At 47.0% G+C, this 20,669-nt stretch carries 26 protein-coding genes; 1 reads left to right on the top strand and 25 read right to left on the bottom strand.

The features are described from left to right. Positions 1-484: 484 nt before the first annotated feature. The 3 genes from MHI14_RS24700 to MHI14_RS24710 form a co-directional block, all read right to left on the bottom strand. On the bottom strand, positions 485-1,432 hold the full coding sequence (locus MHI14_RS24700; RefSeq protein ID WP_341131440.1) for a glycoside hydrolase family 25 protein: 948 nt from the start codon (positions 1,430-1,432) through the stop codon (positions 485-487). Between the two features lie 479 nt (positions 1,433-1,911). Then, positions 1,912-2,412: a phage holin family protein gene (locus MHI14_RS24705; protein ID WP_341131441.1), complete on the bottom strand. Its 501-nt coding sequence runs from the start codon at positions 2,410-2,412 to the stop codon at positions 1,912-1,914. Positions 2,413-2,577: 165 nt separating this feature from the next. Further along, positions 2,578-2,772, bottom strand: a complete 195-nt coding sequence (locus tag MHI14_RS24710) for a hypothetical protein (protein ID WP_341131442.1) — start codon at positions 2,770-2,772, stop codon at positions 2,578-2,580. A gap of 166 nt (positions 2,773-2,938) precedes the next feature. Between MHI14_RS24710 and MHI14_RS24715 the strand changes: the two genes are divergently transcribed. Then, positions 2,939-3,643, top strand: coding sequence for a stalk domain-containing protein (locus tag MHI14_RS24715; protein ID WP_341131443.1), 705 nt, complete (start codon positions 2,939-2,941; stop codon positions 3,641-3,643). 277 nt (positions 3,644-3,920) lie between these two features. Here the strand turns inward: MHI14_RS24715 and MHI14_RS24720 are convergent, their stop codons facing one another. The 22 genes from MHI14_RS24720 to MHI14_RS24825 form a co-directional block, all read right to left on the bottom strand. After that, complete coding sequence (locus MHI14_RS24720) at positions 3,921-4,382, bottom strand: hypothetical protein (RefSeq protein WP_341131444.1); 462 nt, start codon at positions 4,380-4,382, stop codon at positions 3,921-3,923. After that, positions 4,383-5,024, bottom strand: a complete 642-nt coding sequence (locus MHI14_RS24725) for a hypothetical protein (RefSeq protein ID WP_341131445.1) — start codon at positions 5,022-5,024, stop codon at positions 4,383-4,385. Continuing rightward, positions 5,025-5,663: a pyocin knob domain-containing protein gene (locus MHI14_RS24730; protein WP_105600700.1), complete on the bottom strand. Its 639-nt coding sequence runs from the start codon at positions 5,661-5,663 to the stop codon at positions 5,025-5,027. It abuts the gene before it with no gap. Next, entirely contained in the window at positions 5,664-6,209 is a 546-nt protein-coding gene (locus tag MHI14_RS24735; protein ID WP_341131446.1) for a putative phage tail protein, read from the bottom strand. Beyond that, positions 6,206-7,264: a baseplate J/gp47 family protein gene (locus MHI14_RS24740; protein WP_341131447.1), complete on the bottom strand. Its 1,059-nt coding sequence runs from the start codon at positions 7,262-7,264 to the stop codon at positions 6,206-6,208. The genes MHI14_RS24735 and MHI14_RS24740 overlap by 4 nt, the downstream gene beginning before the upstream one ends. Continuing rightward, on the bottom strand, positions 7,257-7,670 hold the full coding sequence (locus tag MHI14_RS24745) for a DUF2634 domain-containing protein (RefSeq protein WP_341131448.1): 414 nt from the start codon (positions 7,668-7,670) through the stop codon (positions 7,257-7,259). Before MHI14_RS24745 ends, MHI14_RS24740 begins: the two co-directional genes overlap by 8 nt. Next, a complete protein-coding gene (locus tag MHI14_RS24750) occupies positions 7,667-7,924 on the bottom strand; it encodes a DUF2577 family protein (protein WP_341131449.1) in 258 nt (85 codons plus the stop codon). Before MHI14_RS24750 ends, MHI14_RS24745 begins: the two co-directional genes overlap by 4 nt. A gap of 6 nt (positions 7,925-7,930) precedes the next feature. Continuing rightward, on the bottom strand, positions 7,931-8,941 hold the full coding sequence (locus MHI14_RS24755) for an XkdQ/YqbQ family protein (protein ID WP_341131450.1): 1,011 nt from the start codon (positions 8,939-8,941) through the stop codon (positions 7,931-7,933). A 13-nt stretch (positions 8,942-8,954) separates the two neighbouring features. Continuing rightward, positions 8,955-9,650, bottom strand: a complete 696-nt coding sequence (locus MHI14_RS24760) for a LysM peptidoglycan-binding domain-containing protein (RefSeq protein WP_341131451.1) — start codon at positions 9,648-9,650, stop codon at positions 8,955-8,957. Continuing rightward, a complete protein-coding gene (locus MHI14_RS24765; protein ID WP_341131452.1) occupies positions 9,651-11,630 on the bottom strand; it encodes a hypothetical protein in 1,980 nt (659 codons plus the stop codon). It abuts the gene before it with no gap. Between the two features lie 210 nt (positions 11,631-11,840). Beyond that, complete coding sequence (locus MHI14_RS24770) at positions 11,841-12,263, bottom strand: phage tail assembly chaperone (RefSeq protein ID WP_307414629.1); 423 nt, start codon at positions 12,261-12,263, stop codon at positions 11,841-11,843. A 169-nt stretch (positions 12,264-12,432) separates the two neighbouring features. Continuing rightward, positions 12,433-12,891, bottom strand: a complete 459-nt coding sequence (locus MHI14_RS24775; protein ID WP_017690162.1) for a phage tail tube protein — start codon at positions 12,889-12,891, stop codon at positions 12,433-12,435. Between the two features lies 1 nt (position 12,892). Continuing rightward, on the bottom strand, positions 12,893-14,209 hold the full coding sequence (locus MHI14_RS24780; protein WP_341131453.1) for a phage tail sheath family protein: 1,317 nt from the start codon (positions 14,207-14,209) through the stop codon (positions 12,893-12,895). After that, positions 14,209-14,418 (bottom strand): hypothetical protein, encoded by a 210-nt coding sequence (locus tag MHI14_RS24785; RefSeq protein WP_341131454.1) that lies wholly within the window; start codon positions 14,416-14,418, stop codon positions 14,209-14,211. The genes MHI14_RS24780 and MHI14_RS24785 overlap by 1 nt, the downstream gene beginning before the upstream one ends. A gap of 123 nt (positions 14,419-14,541) precedes the next feature. After that, positions 14,542-14,973: a phage tail terminator family protein gene (locus MHI14_RS24790; protein WP_341131455.1), complete on the bottom strand. Its 432-nt coding sequence runs from the start codon at positions 14,971-14,973 to the stop codon at positions 14,542-14,544. A gap of 19 nt (positions 14,974-14,992) precedes the next feature. Beyond that, positions 14,993-16,294: a tail fiber protein gene (locus MHI14_RS24795; RefSeq protein ID WP_341131456.1), complete on the bottom strand. Its 1,302-nt coding sequence runs from the start codon at positions 16,292-16,294 to the stop codon at positions 14,993-14,995. Continuing rightward, the gene (locus MHI14_RS24800; protein WP_133386698.1) at positions 16,294-16,884 is read right to left on the bottom strand and encodes a YmfQ family protein; all 591 of its coding nucleotides are present in this window, start codon (positions 16,882-16,884) and stop codon (positions 16,294-16,296) included. The genes MHI14_RS24795 and MHI14_RS24800 overlap by 1 nt, the downstream gene beginning before the upstream one ends. 137 nt (positions 16,885-17,021) lie before the next feature. Then, positions 17,022-18,161 (bottom strand): baseplate J/gp47 family protein, encoded by a 1,140-nt coding sequence (locus MHI14_RS24805; RefSeq protein WP_341131457.1) that lies wholly within the window; start codon positions 18,159-18,161, stop codon positions 17,022-17,024. Between the two features lie 4 nt (positions 18,162-18,165). Beyond that, positions 18,166-18,621, bottom strand: a complete 456-nt coding sequence (locus MHI14_RS24810) for a DUF2634 domain-containing protein (protein ID WP_133386696.1) — start codon at positions 18,619-18,621, stop codon at positions 18,166-18,168. Then, the gene (locus MHI14_RS24815) at positions 18,614-19,024 is read right to left on the bottom strand and encodes a hypothetical protein (RefSeq protein WP_076331924.1); all 411 of its coding nucleotides are present in this window, start codon (positions 19,022-19,024) and stop codon (positions 18,614-18,616) included. Before MHI14_RS24815 ends, MHI14_RS24810 begins: the two co-directional genes overlap by 8 nt. Next, positions 19,017-20,003, bottom strand: coding sequence for an XkdQ/YqbQ family protein (locus tag MHI14_RS24820; protein WP_133386695.1), 987 nt, complete (start codon positions 20,001-20,003; stop codon positions 19,017-19,019). The genes MHI14_RS24815 and MHI14_RS24820 overlap by 8 nt, the downstream gene beginning before the upstream one ends. After that, positions 20,000-20,632 carry a LysM peptidoglycan-binding domain-containing protein gene (locus MHI14_RS24825; RefSeq protein WP_091035116.1) on the bottom strand — a complete coding sequence of 211 codons (633 nt, stop codon included), beginning with the start codon at positions 20,630-20,632 and terminating at the stop codon, positions 20,000-20,002. The genes MHI14_RS24820 and MHI14_RS24825 overlap by 4 nt, the downstream gene beginning before the upstream one ends. Between the last annotated feature and the right edge of the window lie 37 nt (positions 20,633-20,669).

Here is a 20,669-nt window from a genome sequence, read left to right on the forward strand (position 1 = left end):
AAGCTGTTCCTTGAGCGTGTCGTCTTGAGCATGGAATGTGGGAACCGGACTAGGTAGCGTTCGTTTGCAATACGGATGAAAGAAACTCAACATAGGCTAAGTTGTTTAGATGTGTAAGTTGTTTATTAGAGTGGTTTTCTCTTGCAGATTGGATGTGTAAAATGTATGAACGAGTCATCTTGAGATGTTGGATTGTACAACAGGGAGACATTACAATAACTTCATATGTTATGGTTTTGTCATGATGAGGAGGATTGTGTAAATAAACTGTGGTGAAAAACAATTTCGTGTAACTTACTTTACATCACATTAATCAATTAGACAAGAGATTTACAGACATAAGTCTTCAACTTTATTATATGAGTTAATATTACTTACACAAAACACAAAAAAGGAACACAGTTCGACAAAAAGCGTCTCGTGTCCCTTCTCCGTTCAATCCACATTCAGATAAAATCAACATTTTAATTTGCTAAGAATCAGCTCACTTTTTAAATAAACCTCTGCGATGCATCACGGTAATAAAACGGTAAAAATCATAACTCGCTCCATTATCGATGCTGAACAATGGATTTTTGGTGTCATATGCCAGTGCTGCATCCACAGCTGCTTTTGCCCATACTGGAACTTCCATTTGCTGACGCGCCTGCAGTTTATCAACCTGGGATCTGAGCGCATCAAACGCTGCTTTCTCTTCGGCTGTCATCGGTTCGCCCCCTTTCGGTGGTACGGTTGGTGGATTCGGATTACTTGGATTCGTTGGATTGGATGGCTCCGGTGGTTTCGGAGTGGCTGCTGCGTATCTTGCTCTGAGCTGTGCCGCTGTTCCCTCGAATTCATTCATATCCACGTTGCCACTAATGCCATTCACCTTGCCTGAATCCGTATACTGCCAGAACGTCCAACGCTTCCATGCCGGCTGGTCGTCCGGTACACGAGTGTTGCTGTAACGCGCGATCCACAGATCGTATGAGCTGAGTGATGTGTCAAAATTCCCGGCAAAAGAATTGCCCGTGTATATAATCGGTTTTACACCTGTGAGGCGTTGTAGTTCGGTTAAAAAAGCTTTGGCAACCGTATTCATCTGCGCTTTGCTCAGGTTGCCGGGGTTGTTCTCGTAGTCCATGACGGGTGGCAGCTGTAACGCTTTGGCGCCTCCAACTTTGTTAAGTGTATTGGCATAATGTACCGCTTCTGCCTTGGCACCATCGGTCGATGTCGCACGGAAGAAGTGATAGGTTCCGACCAGCATGCCCGCTGCCAGTGCGCCTGTTACATTTTTCTGATAATTGGGATCGGTATATGTCTGTCCCTCGGTTGCCTTGATGAACACAAATGTCATGCCACTTGCCTTCACTTTCGCCCAGTCAATATTGCCCTGATACCGGGAGACGTCAATGCCCTGTGTGTTGCCCGAACTTCTCGTTTGCATGTTTCTCACACCCTTTATGCGGCAAATTGCCGTTTGTATCAGCATTTTACATCATTCGATTCAAGCGTTCCCAGGTACAAGTATAGACAGATTAGAGCATTCTGATCTATACATTGCTGATTGGATGTCACTCTCTGGATTGATGCAAAATGCTCCTATAGTTAATGCGGTTGGATCAGGGGTTGCTTGTGTGCGTGTCCCTGATGTGTTGGAAATGAACTGAGCCTTGTTCACACGGACACTCCGATGACAGAATAACCTTCCAATCGCTGTTATCCCCGGATTTTTTTGATTCTCTTTATAAAGGGGAAAATCCGGGGGATAAAGGCGACCGCTTCGCTTTTTCAGGTTTTTTCTGTCCTCTCCGTTATTGTGTGAAAATGTTAAGTTCAATCTGTATAGATGTATATAGTTCAAAAAACTACACTTGCGATGATTCAGCAACGGTATAGTATAGAAGACACTAAAAATATTTCAAACTATTTAACGTTATCTTGAGTTTCAGAAGGTTCAACATCCTCTGTTTCTGGATTGGAAAAAGAATCTTTGCCCTTCGGGGAGAAGTTACCGGGGAGTTCCCCGGTTCCCCCTTTGCCCTTGAGCACTTCAATGGCTTGCCGAATCACTGGCGGAATAGGTGCGCCCAACTTGCCCCCGTTTTCGATAATCGACAACAACTCATTAGCGATATAAAAAAAGGCGACCGCATCCCTGAACAAATGTCCGTCTCCCAGAACACCGTCCACCAGATGAGCCACCGATACCATTGCGAATATAAATACCTTCCGCGCAATGCCGAACATGCCGACATTACTCTCTAACTTGCCACTCATACCCGCCGCCGCGATTCCAGTTAGGTAATCGAGGATGACGAATACGAGCAATACGCCGAGTACCCCTGACCAACCTCCGAAGAAGTAGGTTACTGAACTGCTCATGAGTGCAATTCCCCATTTCCATAGGGTGTCCCATCGTTCCATGGTTTCACCTCCTTTGTGATTCGTATAATCGTATTAGAAACAAAATTAAAAAAATTAGTGGATTACTTGTAGTCCTTAATACAAGTTCGTTTATTCCCTGAACAAGGGTCTGTCCATGTTAAATTGTTTTCACTAATCATTAAGATTTAGATTTAGATTTAAATTTCAATTAATAATATCGCCTTCTAAAATAGTAAATGTGAAGCGGTCAATTGCCACATCCATAACCGCCGAACCCGTCATTTCCATCGTGCCGACCGCCGCCGCAGATCCGGAAACGTCTGCGACAGCACGACCAAACACGAATACGGATATTTGGCGGTTAAAGGCCATGCGGTTAAATCCCCCTCGATTAAACATGGCCTTCCCTCCTTCATTTTTATGCCCTCGACCCATCCGGGAAAATCGATGTGATTTCATTTAGGCAAACATATTAAGTACCGTCTTTTGGGGAGAGGTGCTATAAACTATTTCCAGTGTTTACCGAAATAAAGTGTATACCCCATTTATAAAGGAGACTCACACTTTGAAAAAATCATTATTTAAAACAGTGGCCACTCTCGGTATTGGCATGATGATCGGATCAGCAACCCTTGCTGCAGCCGCCCCCTCTACGGTTAATGCCATATTGACCAAATTTTCATTCGTTGTTGATGGCAAGGAACAAAATTTGCAATCTGACACGCTGGTTTATAACGGAAAAACATACTTGCCTATTCGTGAAGTTGCAGAAATGACTGGTTACAAATTAATTTATGACAAAGAGCAAAAGAAAATTGAGTTTGAAACTAAAGGAGAATCGTTTTTGAACAACAATTCCTCCACTCCCCCTAGCACTACAAGCCAAACACAAAGCAAGATTTACAATGTAGGCGATGTTGTCAAAACACCTTATTTTGACATTAAAGTTACAGGTGTTAGATATGATAGTAGTTTCAATGACTCACCTGCAGGAGAAGGTGCTACATACGCGATTGTTGAATTCGATGTGTTAGTTAAAAAAGAACCAACAACATTTCCAAAATGGGCTTCCATCCATTTTATTGATATCTATACTTTAGATACTGGAGTCGAGTATATGGGTGGAACAACCGCTTCGGGAAATATTACTGTAAACGAGTGGTCAAGTGTATCTGTTGGTAAGTTAATTAAGCCAGGCGTAAAAGTTTCTGATGTTAAAATTTCTGATCCAATACTTCGCGACAGAAACTACTACACTGTGAAGTTCTAATAATCTCAGCGCCTTTTACTTAGCAAAAAAAGTTTGTGCACATAGAAGAACAACACCCCAGCTATAATTGTGGGGTGTTTGTAATTTTTGAGTACTCTTTCTGACCACTACAGAGGGCATAAAAATAGCGTACCATGTAGGCACGCTACCATATAAGTACGCTGGTTATCTCTATGTGATCCCCACGCTATATATCTCTTCATGTAGTGAGTATGCGGTATAAGCTTTCCCGGTTCACAACGTCACACCCTTTCCCGCTTGTTACTATCTCTCTAAGTTACCCGTAAGCTTCCCAGTCAAGAATATCCCCTGCAATTGCACTGCCATTTATGGGCAACAAAAATGCGCTATCAGTCACCGCTGCGTTCTGGCCTGTAGAAACACTGTCTCCCGGAAGTTCGTACACCCTATGAATAAACATTGTGCCGTTGTCTATGTTATTCAAAACAGATAGGTTGTAACTGTCTGCGTTTGCAGATGGAGGGCTTTTTTTACTGTCAAAATCATAAAAAACACCTACATTAGTAACGCCGTTCCTTGGCCTAACTGCTATTTTTTTAGGGCGGAAGTTTAATCCTGAAATAAGAATGTATCTGTAAGCAGAAATACCCCCGTTATCCCTTATAAAGTTACGTGACGCTGAGGTGAGTGTATATGAACCGGATTTGTAATTTACCATACCGTTAGTCGGCCCATCCAAATCGTAATTTTCCAAATCATAAAAATCTAAATCCGGCATTTAATCTACCTCCTGATAAACAACGTGCCAAAAAACTCCGTTGCTAATGCTGTTATACACATTAAGACTGTCGCCGGGATTCAAAAGAATATTAGCATTCGGAATAATCAATGCGTTTGTTATTTTGATTTCCTTGTCATTCCATAAATGAATCAGCCCGTCGCTTGGCGTACTTATCCTTGCGGTTGTTTTTACGACAGATCCGGTCATATTCCAAGCCCATATACTTTTTATCAAACGTTTTGTATTTTTAGTGGGTATCAATTGATTCGTCCATGACATGTTTGCGTATTGCGCTCTATTCGAAAAAAGTCTCCTTTGCACCAAGGTTTGATCGCTTTGTTCCATTGAAACGGTAATTGAAACCCCTGCCTTATCAGCAATCGCTACTAAAGAATCCCAGGAATCCAAAACCAAATCAGGGGCGCCGATGATGTATGTTTTGCCGGGGTTCATTACCTTAGAGGATATCAAGTAGGCCCCGGTGACTGTTCCGTTAACCCACAAGTGTACGGTTACATTTGTTGTATCGTGGTTAGCTATAACAATTGACTTTATCACAGTCGATTTTCCAGCGCCCGGCGTATGCAAAATTGTCGATGATGTGTTGATATTTCCACGTACTGCTGAAATTGCCGCCATCTATAACGCCCCCCATACGTTTGGTTGTGGTGTCATCAATTGCCACGCCGTCCAAGTAGAAGGATTAGCGCTTGCGTTTTGCGTTTTCCTAATATATTTCATCACTTGGGTATCTGTTCCGGTCGTGTAAGAAGTGACTTCCTGGATAATAGAATCTAATGATACAGATCGAACAACCCTTATTTCCCATGCCCTACTCACCAAAGGTGCATTCACTGCATTTTGACAACCATAAACGCCAGTTGCTTTCAAAGTGTTTAGGTCGTAATTAGCGGCAATTAAGGTTGGTTCTCCATTATCCTGTGTAAGCTTGTACTTCTGCCATGTCTTATCATCTGTGTACTTTTGAGCAGCTAATCTTGCATCATTTAACGCCTTTTCAGTTGGTGCAAACTCTTCAGATATTCCGTTTGTTTTGCTTGATAACTGCACTTTACCTTTTTGAGTCAGCGATGCGTCTGGAATGTCCATCTCGTTTACCGATTGGCGAAGTTCCTCAACTTCATCTCGTGTTGCAACACCCTCATCAACCTTCTCCCAGTTCTGATCCAGATACTTATCCAGATCAAAATAGGTCGTCGACGGCGAGGAACGGTCAATCTTATTCAACCCCAAATTTGGTGTTTTTGGTTCATTCATTTAAGCTCCGCCTCCTGCAAATTTATCCTGCCGGGTCTGTTCAATCTCATCCAGCGTCATGCTTTCGACCTCCGCAATCGTCAAATACCGCAGACGGTATTCCACGGTCATATGTGCCGGTTTGATATCCTCAATTGCTGCCTTCAGATCATCCAGATTGGGTGGCAAGCCCCATGTGTCGATGAAGCGGATTCGGATCAAGTATTCCTCAGGCGAAACGGATACATCAATCCCGCCGCTTTCGTAGGCCTGCGCCACGTTCTTGAGCATGGAGCCAGAGACTTTGCCGCTGCCGCGCATTTTGGAAATGATTACGGATCTTCGCTGGTCGTCTGGCTTGGCTTGATTCGTTGGAATCTGTAAATCCCGCTCATAACGTTCTAATGCCCAGGTCGCAGACTCCGGGTAGAATTGATCCAGCACACTTTCCAAACCCACCGTAATCTTGTCCAGCTCAACACCTTCGGTCTCTGTAAGAAGTTGCATCTCCAGCACATTTTCATACAACGGGGGCAAAAGAGTCATTAATACCTCTGCTTTACTCATGTCACCTTCACCGTCCCAAGAACGGCTACTGCGCCGGGGGCGATCTCCAGATTGGACATACCACCATTCACCAGCAGATCGCTATAGTCGATCACGGGCGGAATATCCAGAATGACATTGGCAATACGTGTCCAACGAACTAACGGATCGGCAAAAGCCAGTTCTTTCAGATACTCTGTAACTCCCGTTTCAATAAGCGTCTTCACGCCCTCGTAAGTTGAACCAGAAGCAAGCGTGACCTGCACCTCCACATCAATGGGTACTTCTTCCGCCCCCACCACCGTAACCACAGGTCCGATTGGAGCAGCACCTTCGCCCATTCCATCCTGGGTTGGATCGATATATTCCTGCACTGCCTCAATGACTGCCTCAGCAGGTGTTTGCATTTCATTATTCAGCAATGCGACTTTGACTGTACCGGGACCGTCCCACAGTGGAAAAGCCTTTGCTTTGCCCACACCGGAGTTTTCCCGTGCCCATAACTCATACTGATATTTGTTGGCACTCGTAACCGGACGGGAAACTTTGTCCTGATAACGGTCATATAAGGCTTGGTCTGTTTCCTCATCTTCTCCAGGAACCAGCAACTGTGTCAATTCGGCTGTGGTAAGACCAGCAATATAATCGATGGGCAGCAGTGCCCCCGTATATTCATTACCTTCCGCTCCCGCGACCTCACATTCCAACACATATTGCCCTGCCGCGATGCGTTCCACAACAACATACACCCGATCGCCCGTGGAAAAACGACTCTCTAAAGGAACCTCAACAGGCTTACCTTCGTTATCCCGAAAACTCCCAACCCAACGTGCCTTCGTGGCCGCTTTCCGACTAATGCCAGACCAAGCCACCGCGCGATCCAGGTACTCCCCAGAAGCTGTATCTGCAAACTTCAGGTTGGCGTTCACATCCAGCTCGATATACATCTGAGCCATTTCCACAGCCGCAGGCGCAAGCGCATCATAGATAATGCTGCCCTCACGTTTATCCACACCATCCGGTACCCTGTCCAGCATTCGGTTTAAAATAACTTCAAACGTCTGCTCTTCATACATTCATGTTCACCTCCGTCTCTTCCCTGAAGCTGCCAAAATCTGTTTCCACGGTAAAAGAAACCCGTACCCCGTCAGCCTCGTGGACAAAATCGAACTCGGTTACATCCGAAATGCGATCATCCGGAAGCAATGCTTCGCGAATCCAGCGTTCCAGTTCCGATTCAACCATGGATCTCCCGGCCATTCCTTCCCAGGACCATTCCATACCGTAATCCGAGGAATAGATTAGATGCTCGTAGCGGCGTGTAGACAACGCTTTATACACCGCCTGTTTTACCGCATCTTTTCCATCCAATTGCAACCTTCCAATTCGTTGTCCCGAAGCTTGAAATACATACGTAAGACTTGGAAGCACAGCAGATTCTTCCTGATCTTCTGCGCTAATCTGCGCACCCTGTGGAATCATGGATTCACCAGCCGATCCAGCACGACAAAGCTGTCTCCACCTTGAACACGTAATAACAAGACATGGTCCCCCACGGTCCAAGTTTTGTTCACTACGGATTCTGGTAGTACCAGGAAAGGTTCAGCCAATGCCAGCCGTTGTTCAACGGTAATCTCCAGAGGCTGAGTGTTTGTCACGCTTCCGTACATTACCTGAACGAGAGACTTGGCATCTACAGCGGCCACCGCCGCCTTTTTAATCACGTCCAGCATCATTTATCGTTACACCACCTTCAAATCCAGCGACATCGTATGCACGCCCCCCTGTACCTTATGCGTACATTCGTCTACCAGAAAATATTGATTAATCTTGAGTTCATCGATCTGGATGTTGACAAAACTGCCTGCCCTCACCTTGAAATCACCAAGCGCATCCACTTTCAACGTCTGCGTCTCGCGGTTACGGAGGGTCATCAGGGTTTTCAGCATGTCATCAATCTGACCTTCGTTCAGGCCATCATCCGCTTTTTGGTACAAAAAAAGCAGCCCCCATTGACGGATGCTGCCTGAATCCTGATGAACAAACGTTTCTCTTTTTCCCGTATCCTTGTTATCCCGGTACAGCTTGATCTTGTTATATGTTTGGTCATCAATAGACCTTGTATAGCTATAATCCGTGAGCAGACTGTTATCCCCAATAACAAAGCCGTAAGGCATCTCTTCCACATCCCGAAGCACAAGTTTGCCAAAATCATCGTAGAAGATGTAGTTTTTGCCGCCATAGATCAACGTTCGGTCGAGCGCCTCACAGATCATGTCAATCAGCTTTTTGTTATCAAATAACATGCGCGGAATAACATATTTCGGTTGGATCAGCTCGCCCACCTTCAACTGAAAGTCGGTAGCAATTCGTTTGATCACATCCGTAGCGGTTGCGTTAACGAACTTGTACGTCTGATTCGCGGTCAGATAACGAGTCTGGTCGTAGGCTTTGATTTTGACACTTTCGTCCTTGCCACTATCCACCGAGAAGATATATCCGTAAAATATGCCTACCTCGTTGCTAATATATTTCACGATATATCCATTCTCATATGTGAATTTCTTATTCTGGTACAGGCTGCCCTTGATCAACGTGAATTCCAGAGAGGAAGGCTTGCCAATACGGGAGGTTTTGTACGTAATATCGCCAGCAATTTCGCTAATGTCCCAAATGTTGCCCTGTTTGTCATCCAGTAATAACCGTTCCTTCATGTTGGCCAGCTTATCATCCAGCCTGATCTGCTCTTGCATATTCCCTCTCCTTTCACGGAAGCTTGATCACAAGTCCAATCGGCAGCTTCTTCAGTTGTGCATCTTTGATGCTATTCAGTTTCTGCAGCTCTTTCCAGCGAGATCCATCTCCCAGATGGACTTTGGCTACAGACCACAGGGAGTCTCCTGCTTTGAGTGTGACGGTCTTGGGCTGGATTTTTTCATTGGGCCGGGAGGCTTTGGTTTTTGTTTTCGAAGCAGCAGTATCCTTGCTGTCCTTGAGTGGCACTACTTTTTTGGCGGCATAAAAAATGAACTGCTTCAGCTTGATATCATACTGGATATCCCCCACCGTACCCGCTGTCTCCTTCCAGTCGAAGCTCTCAATGGAAACCGCCATATTAATGGTGTACCTTGCACTAGAAAAGAACAGTCTGACGGGTCTACCCGTCTGCATCCAGCGGATGATCTTTTTCACATATTCATAGGGATCACGGTAAAACTGCTTCTGAATTGCCGGATGTCTTGCATCGTAGTTCAGATGATACGGGCGGTAGTCTGCCGGAAAAATCCCGCTGAAACTGACTTCACGCAGCTTCGGCGACTTGATCACGTTAATTTCACCCAAAGCGCTAACGTTAAACGTACTACCGTCTCCCGAATCCGAAAACTCAATGCTCTCTGGTGTGACCGGGAAAAACATGTATTCAGAGCGGTTATTGAAGCTTAGTTGAATATAATATTCCACTTATCCATACACCCCCTGGGCACTGGAGACGATCTGACTGTTCAGTCCATCGGTGATTTTGCTGATGATGCTGTCCACATCATGTCCGCTGTTGATATCACCCGTGGTGACCTGAACGGTTGGCGTCAGACTGACAAATCGCTGAATCGCCTGCATCTCTGCAAGCTCACGCATCAGTTTCAGATCCTCGCTCGTCACATCCACTGTGCCATCCACGTCACCGATCTTGTCCACCTGTCCGATATTGTTGATTTTGTTGATATTATTCATGTTGCTGTTGGGAACAACGGTGGGAGCAGGTGCAGTTGGCATCGATGGCATGGAAGGTGTTTTGGGAGTTTCGGGTGTGAAGTCTTTGCCAAAATTACCGCCTGGTAGACCTTTATCCTTGGAATCCGCATTTGAGGTTGAAGAGAAACCAGAAAGTAAATCCTCCGCAACCTGCTGACCATCTTCAAAAGCTTTAGGATTGTATTCTCCGTTCATTTTGAAAAATGTCTTCACATCTTTGTCACTCGTAGGCTCCCAGGATTCCAGGCCTTTCTTCCACTCCTTTATTTGCTTGCCACCTAAATTAATATCTGACTCTTGAAACAAACCTATATTAAAGCCAAAAGTTTTGTTAACAAGTTTGATCAGACTGTTAAGTCCACCATTAATTCGTTCCATGGCATCTTCAATTACAGTTACGACGTTATAGAATATATCAAGTATGAAAATACCCATGTTTTTAAATAAATTCTGTATGGCATATACCGGATCTCTGAAAAAGTTAAAAATCGCCTCCCCCAGCGAAGCAAACAGATTCCACACCGTGGCCACTACTACTCGTACGATTTCTCCAAGCATCATAAATGAACCTATGATGACTCCCAAAATCTCCGTACCTGACATTCCCATCATGTTCAAAATTCCAATAACTGCTGCAATTGCAGCAATGGCGAGCAGGATTGGCCAATTTAGCAATAACCAGGCCGCAACGAGACTATAGACTTGTGCGATAACCAATGCCAGTACAACAATCGCCAATGCCATCAGGATTGGCTGAATGATATCCCAGTTCTGCTGAATCACGGCTGCAAGGTATAAAATACCGTTTACCAGCATCGTCAGCGCGTTTGCCGCAACCGTAAATGCATTACTAATCCACTCAATAATGACCGTGAACTCCCCATTTGCAAAGGCTTCATTTAATCGATCCAGTAAAGGTGTTAAGGCAACTAGGGCTGACTGTCCAATCTGACCGAGAACCCCATTAAACTGATTCACCAATGCATTCCATTTCTGCAACGGTGAATCCAGCATGGTATCAAACGCCTGTTGGGTATAGCCTTGTTTTTGTAGAATGATATCAAGCTTTTGTATAAAAGCATCCAGATTGGATGAATCAATACTTTGTTGCAGACCTGCTCCATTCAAAATCTCTTCTGGAATATTAAAAGAACTTGCCAGTTCACCGTTATCACCATTCATTGCGGCCACCAAAGCACCTGATGCATCCGAGATACTTTTCCCGTCTGGAGAAAGCATGCTTAACCGTTTAGTCATGTCTCTCAGCTGATCAACCTGGTCCGTATTTTGCGCATACGGGATGAGAGATAGTGCACCTTTCAAAGCGTCTGTAACATTCTGTCCGCTCTTGAAAGCTTCCGCGCGGTAGCGATTAAAAATCGTCTCCCCCTGAGCATCATCACCAGTAACCGCCATATATCTATGCTTCAAGTCCTCTTCCTGCGCAGCTGGTACGAGTACAGCTTGTCCTGCTGACTTGATCACGCTGATCCAGGCTCGCACTCGCTGGGCACCTTCTGTAAAGGCAGCATTTACCTTAGCCTGTTCTTCTGATACACCTTGAAGTAAGTTGCCTGCCAACTGAATTCGGCTCAGATTTCCAGGGTTGAATACCGAATTAATTACGGTAGGCAGGTTTTGAAATTGCTGAACCATATTATTTGACATGATATACAGTCTTGCAAACATGGCATACATTCATTTCTCCCTCCTTTCCTTTTTATTTCTTCCGGGCGCGGCTCTTGGACCGTTCTTTCTTCTCTTCCTCTACCCGGATGGAGATCATCGCATAGATGGCCGCTCGTTCTCGCATGGAGAAGGCCATTAGCTCATGCGGCAAAATGTTAAGTTCATGGAGAGCGTAATAAGCCAGATTGGCTTCGGAATCGCCCTCTTTAATTAGTTTTTTACGTCATCCACCAGTTCGTTCATGTCCTGATTGAAGCCGTTCAGCTTCTGAACCTGTTCACCCAGCGAAGCAAATTCCCCAGGCAACAGCATTTTCCGCAAAAGTGATTCCGCCCCCATCACGCCATATGACCGCTGGAGTTCTGCGTTTTTTAAATCGGGGTAAACCACACTTGCACTCATCAGACGAGCCATGTAATCATTCGCATCGATGTCGGGTGTGTAGACACCGTTCTTGCCCTTAATTTTGCGGGTAGCTGCCTTGCGGCATTCCTGGTTTTCGTCCTCGGTCATGCTGCGCAGTTTCCAGGCAACCGGCTCGCCTTTCTCATCTTTAAATCGGGGGGATACGATAAACTCCTCCGTTGTATCCATTGCTGCATTTTGGGCAAAAAACATACTCAATCCACTCATGTATTGTTCCTCCTCTAAAGTTAGGCTCCCCGCCGCAACAAGCGGCGAAGAGCAGTATTTTGACACGCCAAATAGCCCGTAACACAGGCAAGTTGAACAGGTTTCTTTCACAAACCCGCTATTGATTTATTCTCTTTAAATCTTAGAATACTAAGCTTTCCACGCCACATTACTTCGGCAGATTAAACGATACTGGCATATCAACATCTTCAAAGGTAAAGCTCACTTCTTCCTCCAACGCCTCGGCCTCGGTATCCAGGGATGCCATGATCACACTGTCGAGGTTGACGCCTTTGAGGGTCACGGTTTGTTTACCAATCGTAGAAGAAGGATCTTCGTTGGTCACTTCAATGTCGAAGTACGTGTCCACACCATTCTGCATGTACTGGAGCATCAGCTCGCGGAAACGGGAAGTGGTATAAAAGATTGTCATGGAACCCGAACCGGACCAACCGGTTGCTTTGTGCTGTACGCCGCGGCGACCTAAGGTTTTGACCTCTGCTTTTTGTTTCTCCACTGTTGCTTCCAGCGTCTTCACATAGAACATTTCTTCCGTCTGTCCGTTAATCGTTGCATATGCGCGGCCTTCCTGACCGGAGATTGTGTCGCTTGCTTTCAAAAATGCCATCTTAAACCACCTTCACTTTCATATATACTTTTTCAACGGAATCCACAGGTTGGACCTGAATCTCGATCAGAATACTGTCGATTTCATTGCCCGGAGCAACAGTGATATCTGTTTTGGAATCAAAATTTTGAATGGCCCCAATATCCTGAAGTTGCTTCAGATAAGTGACACATTGGGAACGGAACAGGCTGCGCCCATCTTCGTTGTTGTTCACTTTGCCGATGTAATAGGACTCAAAAATACGTTTCATATCATTAGCGATGCCATCGAGTACACGGACAACACGGTTTTTGGCAAAATGACGTGCCTTATCCGGTGTCACCGAACGGAACGTATTTACATCCTGCTCCACCACCGCGCGGTTGCTGCTCGCTGTAAACACAAACTCGCCATTACGCAATGCTGCTTCTGTCTCGGTATGTGTCAGTCGTCCGTTCACATCCACGGCGTCGTCATACGCACGGAACGTCAGGGATTCATTCAGATTAGCTCCCGCTGTTGCGCCGGCAGTCCATGCTACGGTTTGTTTCGGCGTAAGTACGGTGCCATCTGCGAGTACAACACCATTTTTGACACTGATAATGCCTTCATGGTCTGCAGCCGGATAATCGGACAGAACCAGTTGCACTTTCTTGCCCTCGGTATCACGCAAACGTTTGATGTAGGCTGTGTAGACTGACTTAAGTGTGGCATCGTCTGAGATCAGACCAACCGTGTTAAAATCCAGTACTTCCAGCTTGGTCAGGAAATCGGCATGCTCCTGGTTCGTTGCTGTACCATCCAAACCACCTGTTAGTGGAAGTGACGCTGTAGCTGTGAGTGCCCCTTCACCAGTAAATGTAACGTATGCGTTGGATTCCAGAGCTTCGATGGTAGACGCGGTTTGTTTGTCCACTTCTTTACCCGCAAGCAAAGTGGAGACATCCAATTGTTCCGGGTCATTAATATTGGTGGAGATTACAACAGCCAAATCGTTACCACGCACACCGCCGTGTTGGGCTGTGACTGTCAGTTTATCCAAGGTTGCCTTGGCTTTGGTACCTGCATTGAGTCGATAAAGGAGCAAGGTTTGTGCCCGTTTCAATGCCTCTCGGATGAGCAGCAGTTGAGGTGCTGTCCAGTCATAGCCCAATTTGGCTTGTACATTTTCACCTGCTTGTACAGTCAGGATTGTGCCTGCTTGTCCCCATGACAATGGAAGGGCCAAAGCCACCGTTCCTCGCTCTCCTACCGTACCCGGCAATGAGCCCTCTGATGCAAAATTCATATATACGCCAGGGCGTACCTTGTTTTGTGTCGTCCATGTTCCTCCAGCCATTATTGTGCCTCCCCATTCATGAATTGTTGGATGTGTTGCTGTGCTTCTTGTAAGGTGTATGTTTCTTGTTCCAGCAGAACCGCTGCCAAAATATCTTTCTCCATCCGGCTAAGTTGCCGGGATTCGGCGAACTGTGCTTTGCTGTATTCTTGGTTGTTTTTCTGTTGAGCTTCCGGATTTTTAGGATCCTGTTCTTTTTTCGTAAACATCGCCAATGCGCCTCCTATTCCTTTCATACTGATCCCCTCATTCGGTTAGTTAAGTTCAATAAAAAAAAGCTATACTGACCACTCCAAGGACAGGATAACTATCGTTACATTGAACTCATATCGTTATTCTCTTGTAGCTTTAAGTGCGGTAGGTCGCTGTTCCAGTTGTTGCATGATAGCGGCGGACTCCGACACTTTGGTGGTTCGCATGGTATAGTACACCAGCATACGCGGAGTATCATTATCCGTCTCCCAACGCATTTCCGTTGCGCGATAGGGGGTACCCTCCACGTCGATGGTTTCCAATGCTTCGAACAACTCGTCCGGTAGGGTTACGGGGATGTTATCTGTTTCGAGCCAACGGATTTCAAAAGCGTGAGATTGCACGAAGCGATCGCTGCGTTCCCGGGTAAGTTGCGCGGATAGTAAGCGGTAGGTCATGCCTATAGTGTCCGGGACGGGGCTGGTGATGCTATTAGTAGGATGGATCTGGATGTTAGGGAAATGTTGTGTAAGCGTGTTTGCGATGGCTGTAGTCAGTTGGTTTGTGGTCATGATTCACCTCCATAACAGTTTAACTTATTGCTATCCATTCATGGACTGTTACTCCACCGTTGTAATAACTTCCTCTCCTTAAAATATTTGGACTAAGACTGAAACCTCCGTTGAAAAGTTGATTAGTGACATTAATTGATATGCCTAAATCAGAATAACTAATAGTACTTCCATTAGCGAACATCGCCATATTTCCTGTCCCAAATCCTGAACCTGAACCATCTGAATACTCAGATGTAGTAAGTGATATTCTTAAGATCACTATACTAGGCTTAAAAGAGAGATTATTTATTGTCATCTGACCACTATATGTTAAAGAGAAATTTGCAGAGCCACTCGCATACTTTTTACCTATCTCGATCCCCTTTATTTTTTCTGCAATTTGAACGAAAGTATCGCTGCCTGACGCTGCTACTCCCTTGCCAGTAATGGCGGCGGCGATTAAACTTTTCCCGCTACTGACAGATTGAAAAAGCGTATCGTAATCCGTTTGTGTAGGCATTCGAATCAAAGTAGGTGTAAACTCAGTATCTTTCACAGTAGAGATCGGACCTGTATCAAACGTATGCACCCCCGCTTGTCCCAATCTAAAAATAATACCTCTAGCTCCCATATTAGAATGCGTTTGTTTGAAATAATATTTATTGCTCGTAGGGTGAATATAGCAGTTATGGCCCATTAGGAAAAAGCCTGCAGTTCCTGAAGAGATAGTCCCCCATGAACTAACAGTAAGAGGTCCTGAAATATCCCCTCCTGTGCGCGGTAGACTAGCATTCTTCGCATTCGTCTCAGCCGCAACCCTCGCATCCCTAACTGCCTTCTCTGTAGCAGCCAGCTCTTCACGGCTGCCATCAACTGCGTTGGACAGTTGGACGATACCCTTATCTGTTAAGGATGCATCATTAATAACGATTTCTCCGAGTTTTTGATCGGTGTATACTTTTACCTCTTCAATATCATCCCTTGTAGGTACTTTATTCCACGGACCCCATCCGACATAGTAGTTCCTTTGAAAAACTTGTAGGTTACTCGGTTCAAAGGTTGTTAAAGTTTGGACCACACCAGCATGTTTTTCTATCGTCAAATGAAAGGCTACTCCTACTGGAGAATTAGCTAAAGTTCCTACTGTGGCATTCGTTGGGCAATAATATTCCCCTTCTGTAATATAGCTATTAAGATCAGATTCCGCAGGTATAAGGATGGATTCACGTGTTGCAACGCCTGCGTCAATCTTTTCAAAAATCCCGTTAATACTCTCCCGAGTCACATTCTCATTCCCCAAGGGGAGAGGTAATTTTAGTCGATCTGTTTCTTTTGGCATTACGCCCACACCTCCAGTTCATTCCACGTCAAGGACGCGGCGTCGAGTTCGTCCCATGTCATCTGTTTGTCGTCCAGATCATCCCAGACCAGATAACGATATTTATATTCCACGGTCATATGGGCCGGTTTCAATTCTTCAATTGCACGTTTGAGATCATCGATATTGGGCGGGATGCCCATCGTATCCACAAAGCTCACCGTAAAACTCCATGCTTCCGGCTGAAAAGTTACATCCACTTTGCCCCCTGCATACGCCTCAGCCACATTCGCAACCAGTCTTCCCGAAAATTTCCCGGCACCACGCAGCTTCGACTCCACCACCGCACGCCTTTGTTCCACAGGTTTGAGACGATCAGTCTCAATACCTAGCTCCTGCTCCCAGAAGTCCAGCCCCCACGTCGCTGTACGGACAAAAAACTGCTCCAATGTCTCATCCAGCGCCTGATACAGCAGATCCATCTCGGTGCCTTTAGCCTGCATATCGGCTTGCATGACACGCGAAGTCTCGTAATACCTTGGCAAATACGAGAACAACTCCCGCCCTTTCTCACTCGTCAGTCCAACATCTACAGTAGAAGGAGCACTCATGCCCTGTCCCCTCCCTTCCTTGCAAATCAATATGGAGTGTCTCGCTCACCAGTTCCAATCCGGATCCGCTTACTTCTCCCGATCTTCTTAAGTCTCCGCACTCCCCAATTACATCCTGATCAACCGTCTGCCCAACACTACTCATTCACATCCACCGCCCCCAGCACGGCCACCTGACTCGCGGTCATCTCGATATTCTGGTCGCTCACACCGTTCACGGTAAGCTCCGAATAGTCGATAATAGGCGGAATGTCCAGCAGGATCGCGGCAATGCGAGTGTAACGAACGAGTGGATCAGCAAAAGCCAACTGTTTCAGATACGCGGTCACCCCGCGTTCGATCAATGCTCGTACATCGGCCAACGTCGCATCACTTGCCAACGTCAGCTTCACCCGAATGTTCATCGGTACTTCCTCAGCTGGCATCACGGACACCACTGGCCCCGCCGGTGCCACGCCTTCACCCTGTCCATCTTGCGTTGGGTCAACGTACTTCTGCACCGCTGCCACCAGATCGGTACCCGCAGCACGTTTGTCTGTGTCTAACAGATACAATCCCACCGTGCCCGGCCCCTGCCATAACGGAATAACACGCGTTGCACCAACACCTGGCACTTCACTGGCCCACTGTACATATTGTGCTTTGTTGCCACTGGTTCCTTGGTTGCGCACTTTGGCATAAAAGCGTTCCAACAGCGCCGTATCGGCCTCAACATCCGCACCGCCTTTAATCACATTAACGTTCGTGACAGAGGTCACGCCACCTACAGGTGTAGACAACACAGTTACCGTGCCCGCAGGCACATTGCTCTCTTTTCCGGCAACAAGCGCTCGCACACCTACCACCCCGGAGCCCTCAGCATCCAGTTCCACACGTCCTACCGTCTCATATTCGAGCGAAGCTTCAGCAGATACTTCATCCGCGAGCGTAGCCACGACCGTTCCAGCAGGCACCACTTTCCCCGGCGTACCCATGAATCTCACAGCACCCTGCGCCGCCACCGCAGCCCGCCGCGTGATGCCGTGCTCTCCTGCCCGCAGATCCAGCTCTTCCGAACGAAAATTCGGATCACTGCTCGCAGCCGTACTCGCAAAGCCGCGCCGCAATAATTCCTGCGCCCACAAAGCCGCTTCAGACAGCATAAACGCAACCGGAGCCTCCGCATCCCACAGAAACGATCCTTCCGACTTATCCAGATCCGCGGGCAGACGATCCAGCATGCGCTGCATAATCTGTTCCTCCGTCTGGTCCTCCAAATAACGCGGAATTTCAGCCATCCCGTCAGATCACCTCACTTTCCAGAATAAACATCTCTTCCTGTACACTCGCCACCCGGCACGAGAACATGCACTGCTCCCGATTCCAATCAAACGTGAACTGGTCTACCGAATCCGTGCGTGGATCAGTCAGCAACGTCTCCGTTACCATCCGGGTAATCTCACTTTCCATCACACCCCGACTGTCACCCTGCCCCACCAGATCCTCCAGCTCCGAACCATAGTTTCGGGAGTAAATCACATGTCTGTACCGCGGCGTCTTCACGGCCTTAATGCACCACTGCACCCAGGCTTCATGCCCACCAGCGGAAGCTACTTTGCCACTTGGGGTCAGTACAAAATCTCCTGCATCGTAATCAAATCGCCAGCTCCGTCCAAAGCGTACCTCTTCCGAAGCCGCCCCCGACAGATCCTCCTCATCTCCCCATACCACCCCCGTTTCCGGGAACAAACTAGGCATGCGCACTCACCACCTTACACAACACCACAATGTCGTTGCCGCCATTCACCCGCATCGCCAGTACGCGATCTCCCGCTTTTAATCCTTTACCAAGAGACCACACCGCTTCTTCCACTTCCTCTTCTTGCAAAAGAAACCGTCCCGTGCCCGTCGTTCCGCCGTTTGCCACGTCAGAGATACCGGAAATCGCGCCAGCAGCCTCGCGCTCCGGCAGTCCAAGCGTGCCCGGCAGCTCGGCCACGAGATAATCTTGCACTTCGTGCTTGAAATCATCCAACTTCACGCCGGATGAGGTCATCGTACCCAGTACCGCGCCCAGCCCGCTCACGGCCTGACGAGAATGTGTACTCATCGCGCCCCGCATGACGTCGGCAAAATGCCCATACGGATCATCTTTATTCAAGGTAATACCTCCTTTTCACCATCTCAGCTGTACCCAGTTCCAACGTCATCGTTCCAGGCCCAGCGGACAGATCACGGCTGACCGACATGACGATTAGCTTCAGTCCTTTCAACAACACTGCGTCCCCGGCGCGAATCGTATTGATATCCGGTGCCGATATCGTAAAGGTCTCCTGAATACCCGTCAGATGACTTTTCGCCAGTTTTTTCGCCGCGGTTGTCGATTTCACCTGATCGTCCTCTACCAGCTTTTGCAATGTGCCCAGTTCTTCCACACCATTCTGCTCAATTGCAAGCACTTTGGAAGGAACTTCTTTGCCACTCGGTGACTCCGACGCTGCCATCACTTTAACTTTGGTAACCGCCCCTTCGAGCGTACGCATCTGGGTCAGATCAATTAGTCGATCAAGTTCATACACCTTTGCATTACTTCCGACCTTGAAGAGCTGCAGCCCACCAGGTGTCATCCGTGGATGGTACATGTCCCCGCCGGACTTCGCCGTTTCTTTCAGATCAGCAAACATCATCGAAAAGATCGTCTGTGAGCGATACACGGCTTTTCCCAGCTTTGTCTTGGTTTCCGGCAGCGTAGCATATGGAATCTTCCACTCTTTGGCGTAGGTTTTGAGTCGTTGCGTAGCGGTCTGATCCTTCGGCAACAGGAACTCGTCCTCTGATTTTTCCAGATAAATCATTCGGTCGTACACCGTGAGAGACAGCCGCTTGGTGCCGCTATTTGAACTCTCCACCTCCCAGATGACCGCAGGATGCAGCAAGTGAACCATGGATTTTTCGCCAAAAGGAACCCCGCTAATCCGCACTGCCATGCCCGGTGAGATCGAAGGCAGACCGGAAGATGCAGACACCGCCAGTCGGATGTTGGCCTGATAAGCAATCTGGTCGAGCGAGTCCTTCAGTGTAATCGTCTCCACCAGCTTGGTGATGTCATATTTGTCGTCGACAATGACCTTGTAGGTCATGGCATCACCAGCTTTTGTCCGGGCTTGATCCGGTTCGGATCACTCCCGATGATCTTTGCGTTAAGCTTGTAGATCTCGTTCCATTTGGAACTGCTGCCCAGCTCCAGCTTTGCTATTTTGGACAGGGAGTCACCAGATTTGACAGTGTAGGTCTTGCTAGTTTTTTTCAAATCGGTACGAGAACCTGACTTGCTCCCGGATGCCGCAGAGCCCACCTTTTCCACCTTGGAATCCCGCCATGTGCGTAGGGTCAGGTCGAAATAAATATCCCCTGTCTCCCCCCCACGAAAGCTCGAATTAAGCGAAACAATAAAAACAGGCACGTTCACGCCCGTCTCTGAAATGATGAGGCGCAGCGGCTTTTTGGAGATCAGAAAGGTGTTCAGCACATTCATCGCCACACGTGGATCTAGAAAAGATTTTTCATCCATGCAATAGGACGGATCAAATCTTTTGGGAAAAAAAGAAGAGAAGGTGATCTCCTTCACCTTCTCCCCTTGTGCAAAATCAAACTCGCCATGCTCCAACATATTGACCGTTTCATATCCCTTAGACCTGGAAATATTAACTTCTTCAGGGTTCACTGGGAATTGAAATGGAGTGTTGCCGTCCTTCAACGTAAATGACATTTTGTTAGGACCAACTTTATCTTCAAGTACTGACATA

Source organism: Paenibacillus sp. FSL K6-2393 (assembly GCF_038002545.1).
GTDB lineage: Bacteria > Bacillota > Bacilli > Paenibacillales > Paenibacillaceae > Paenibacillus.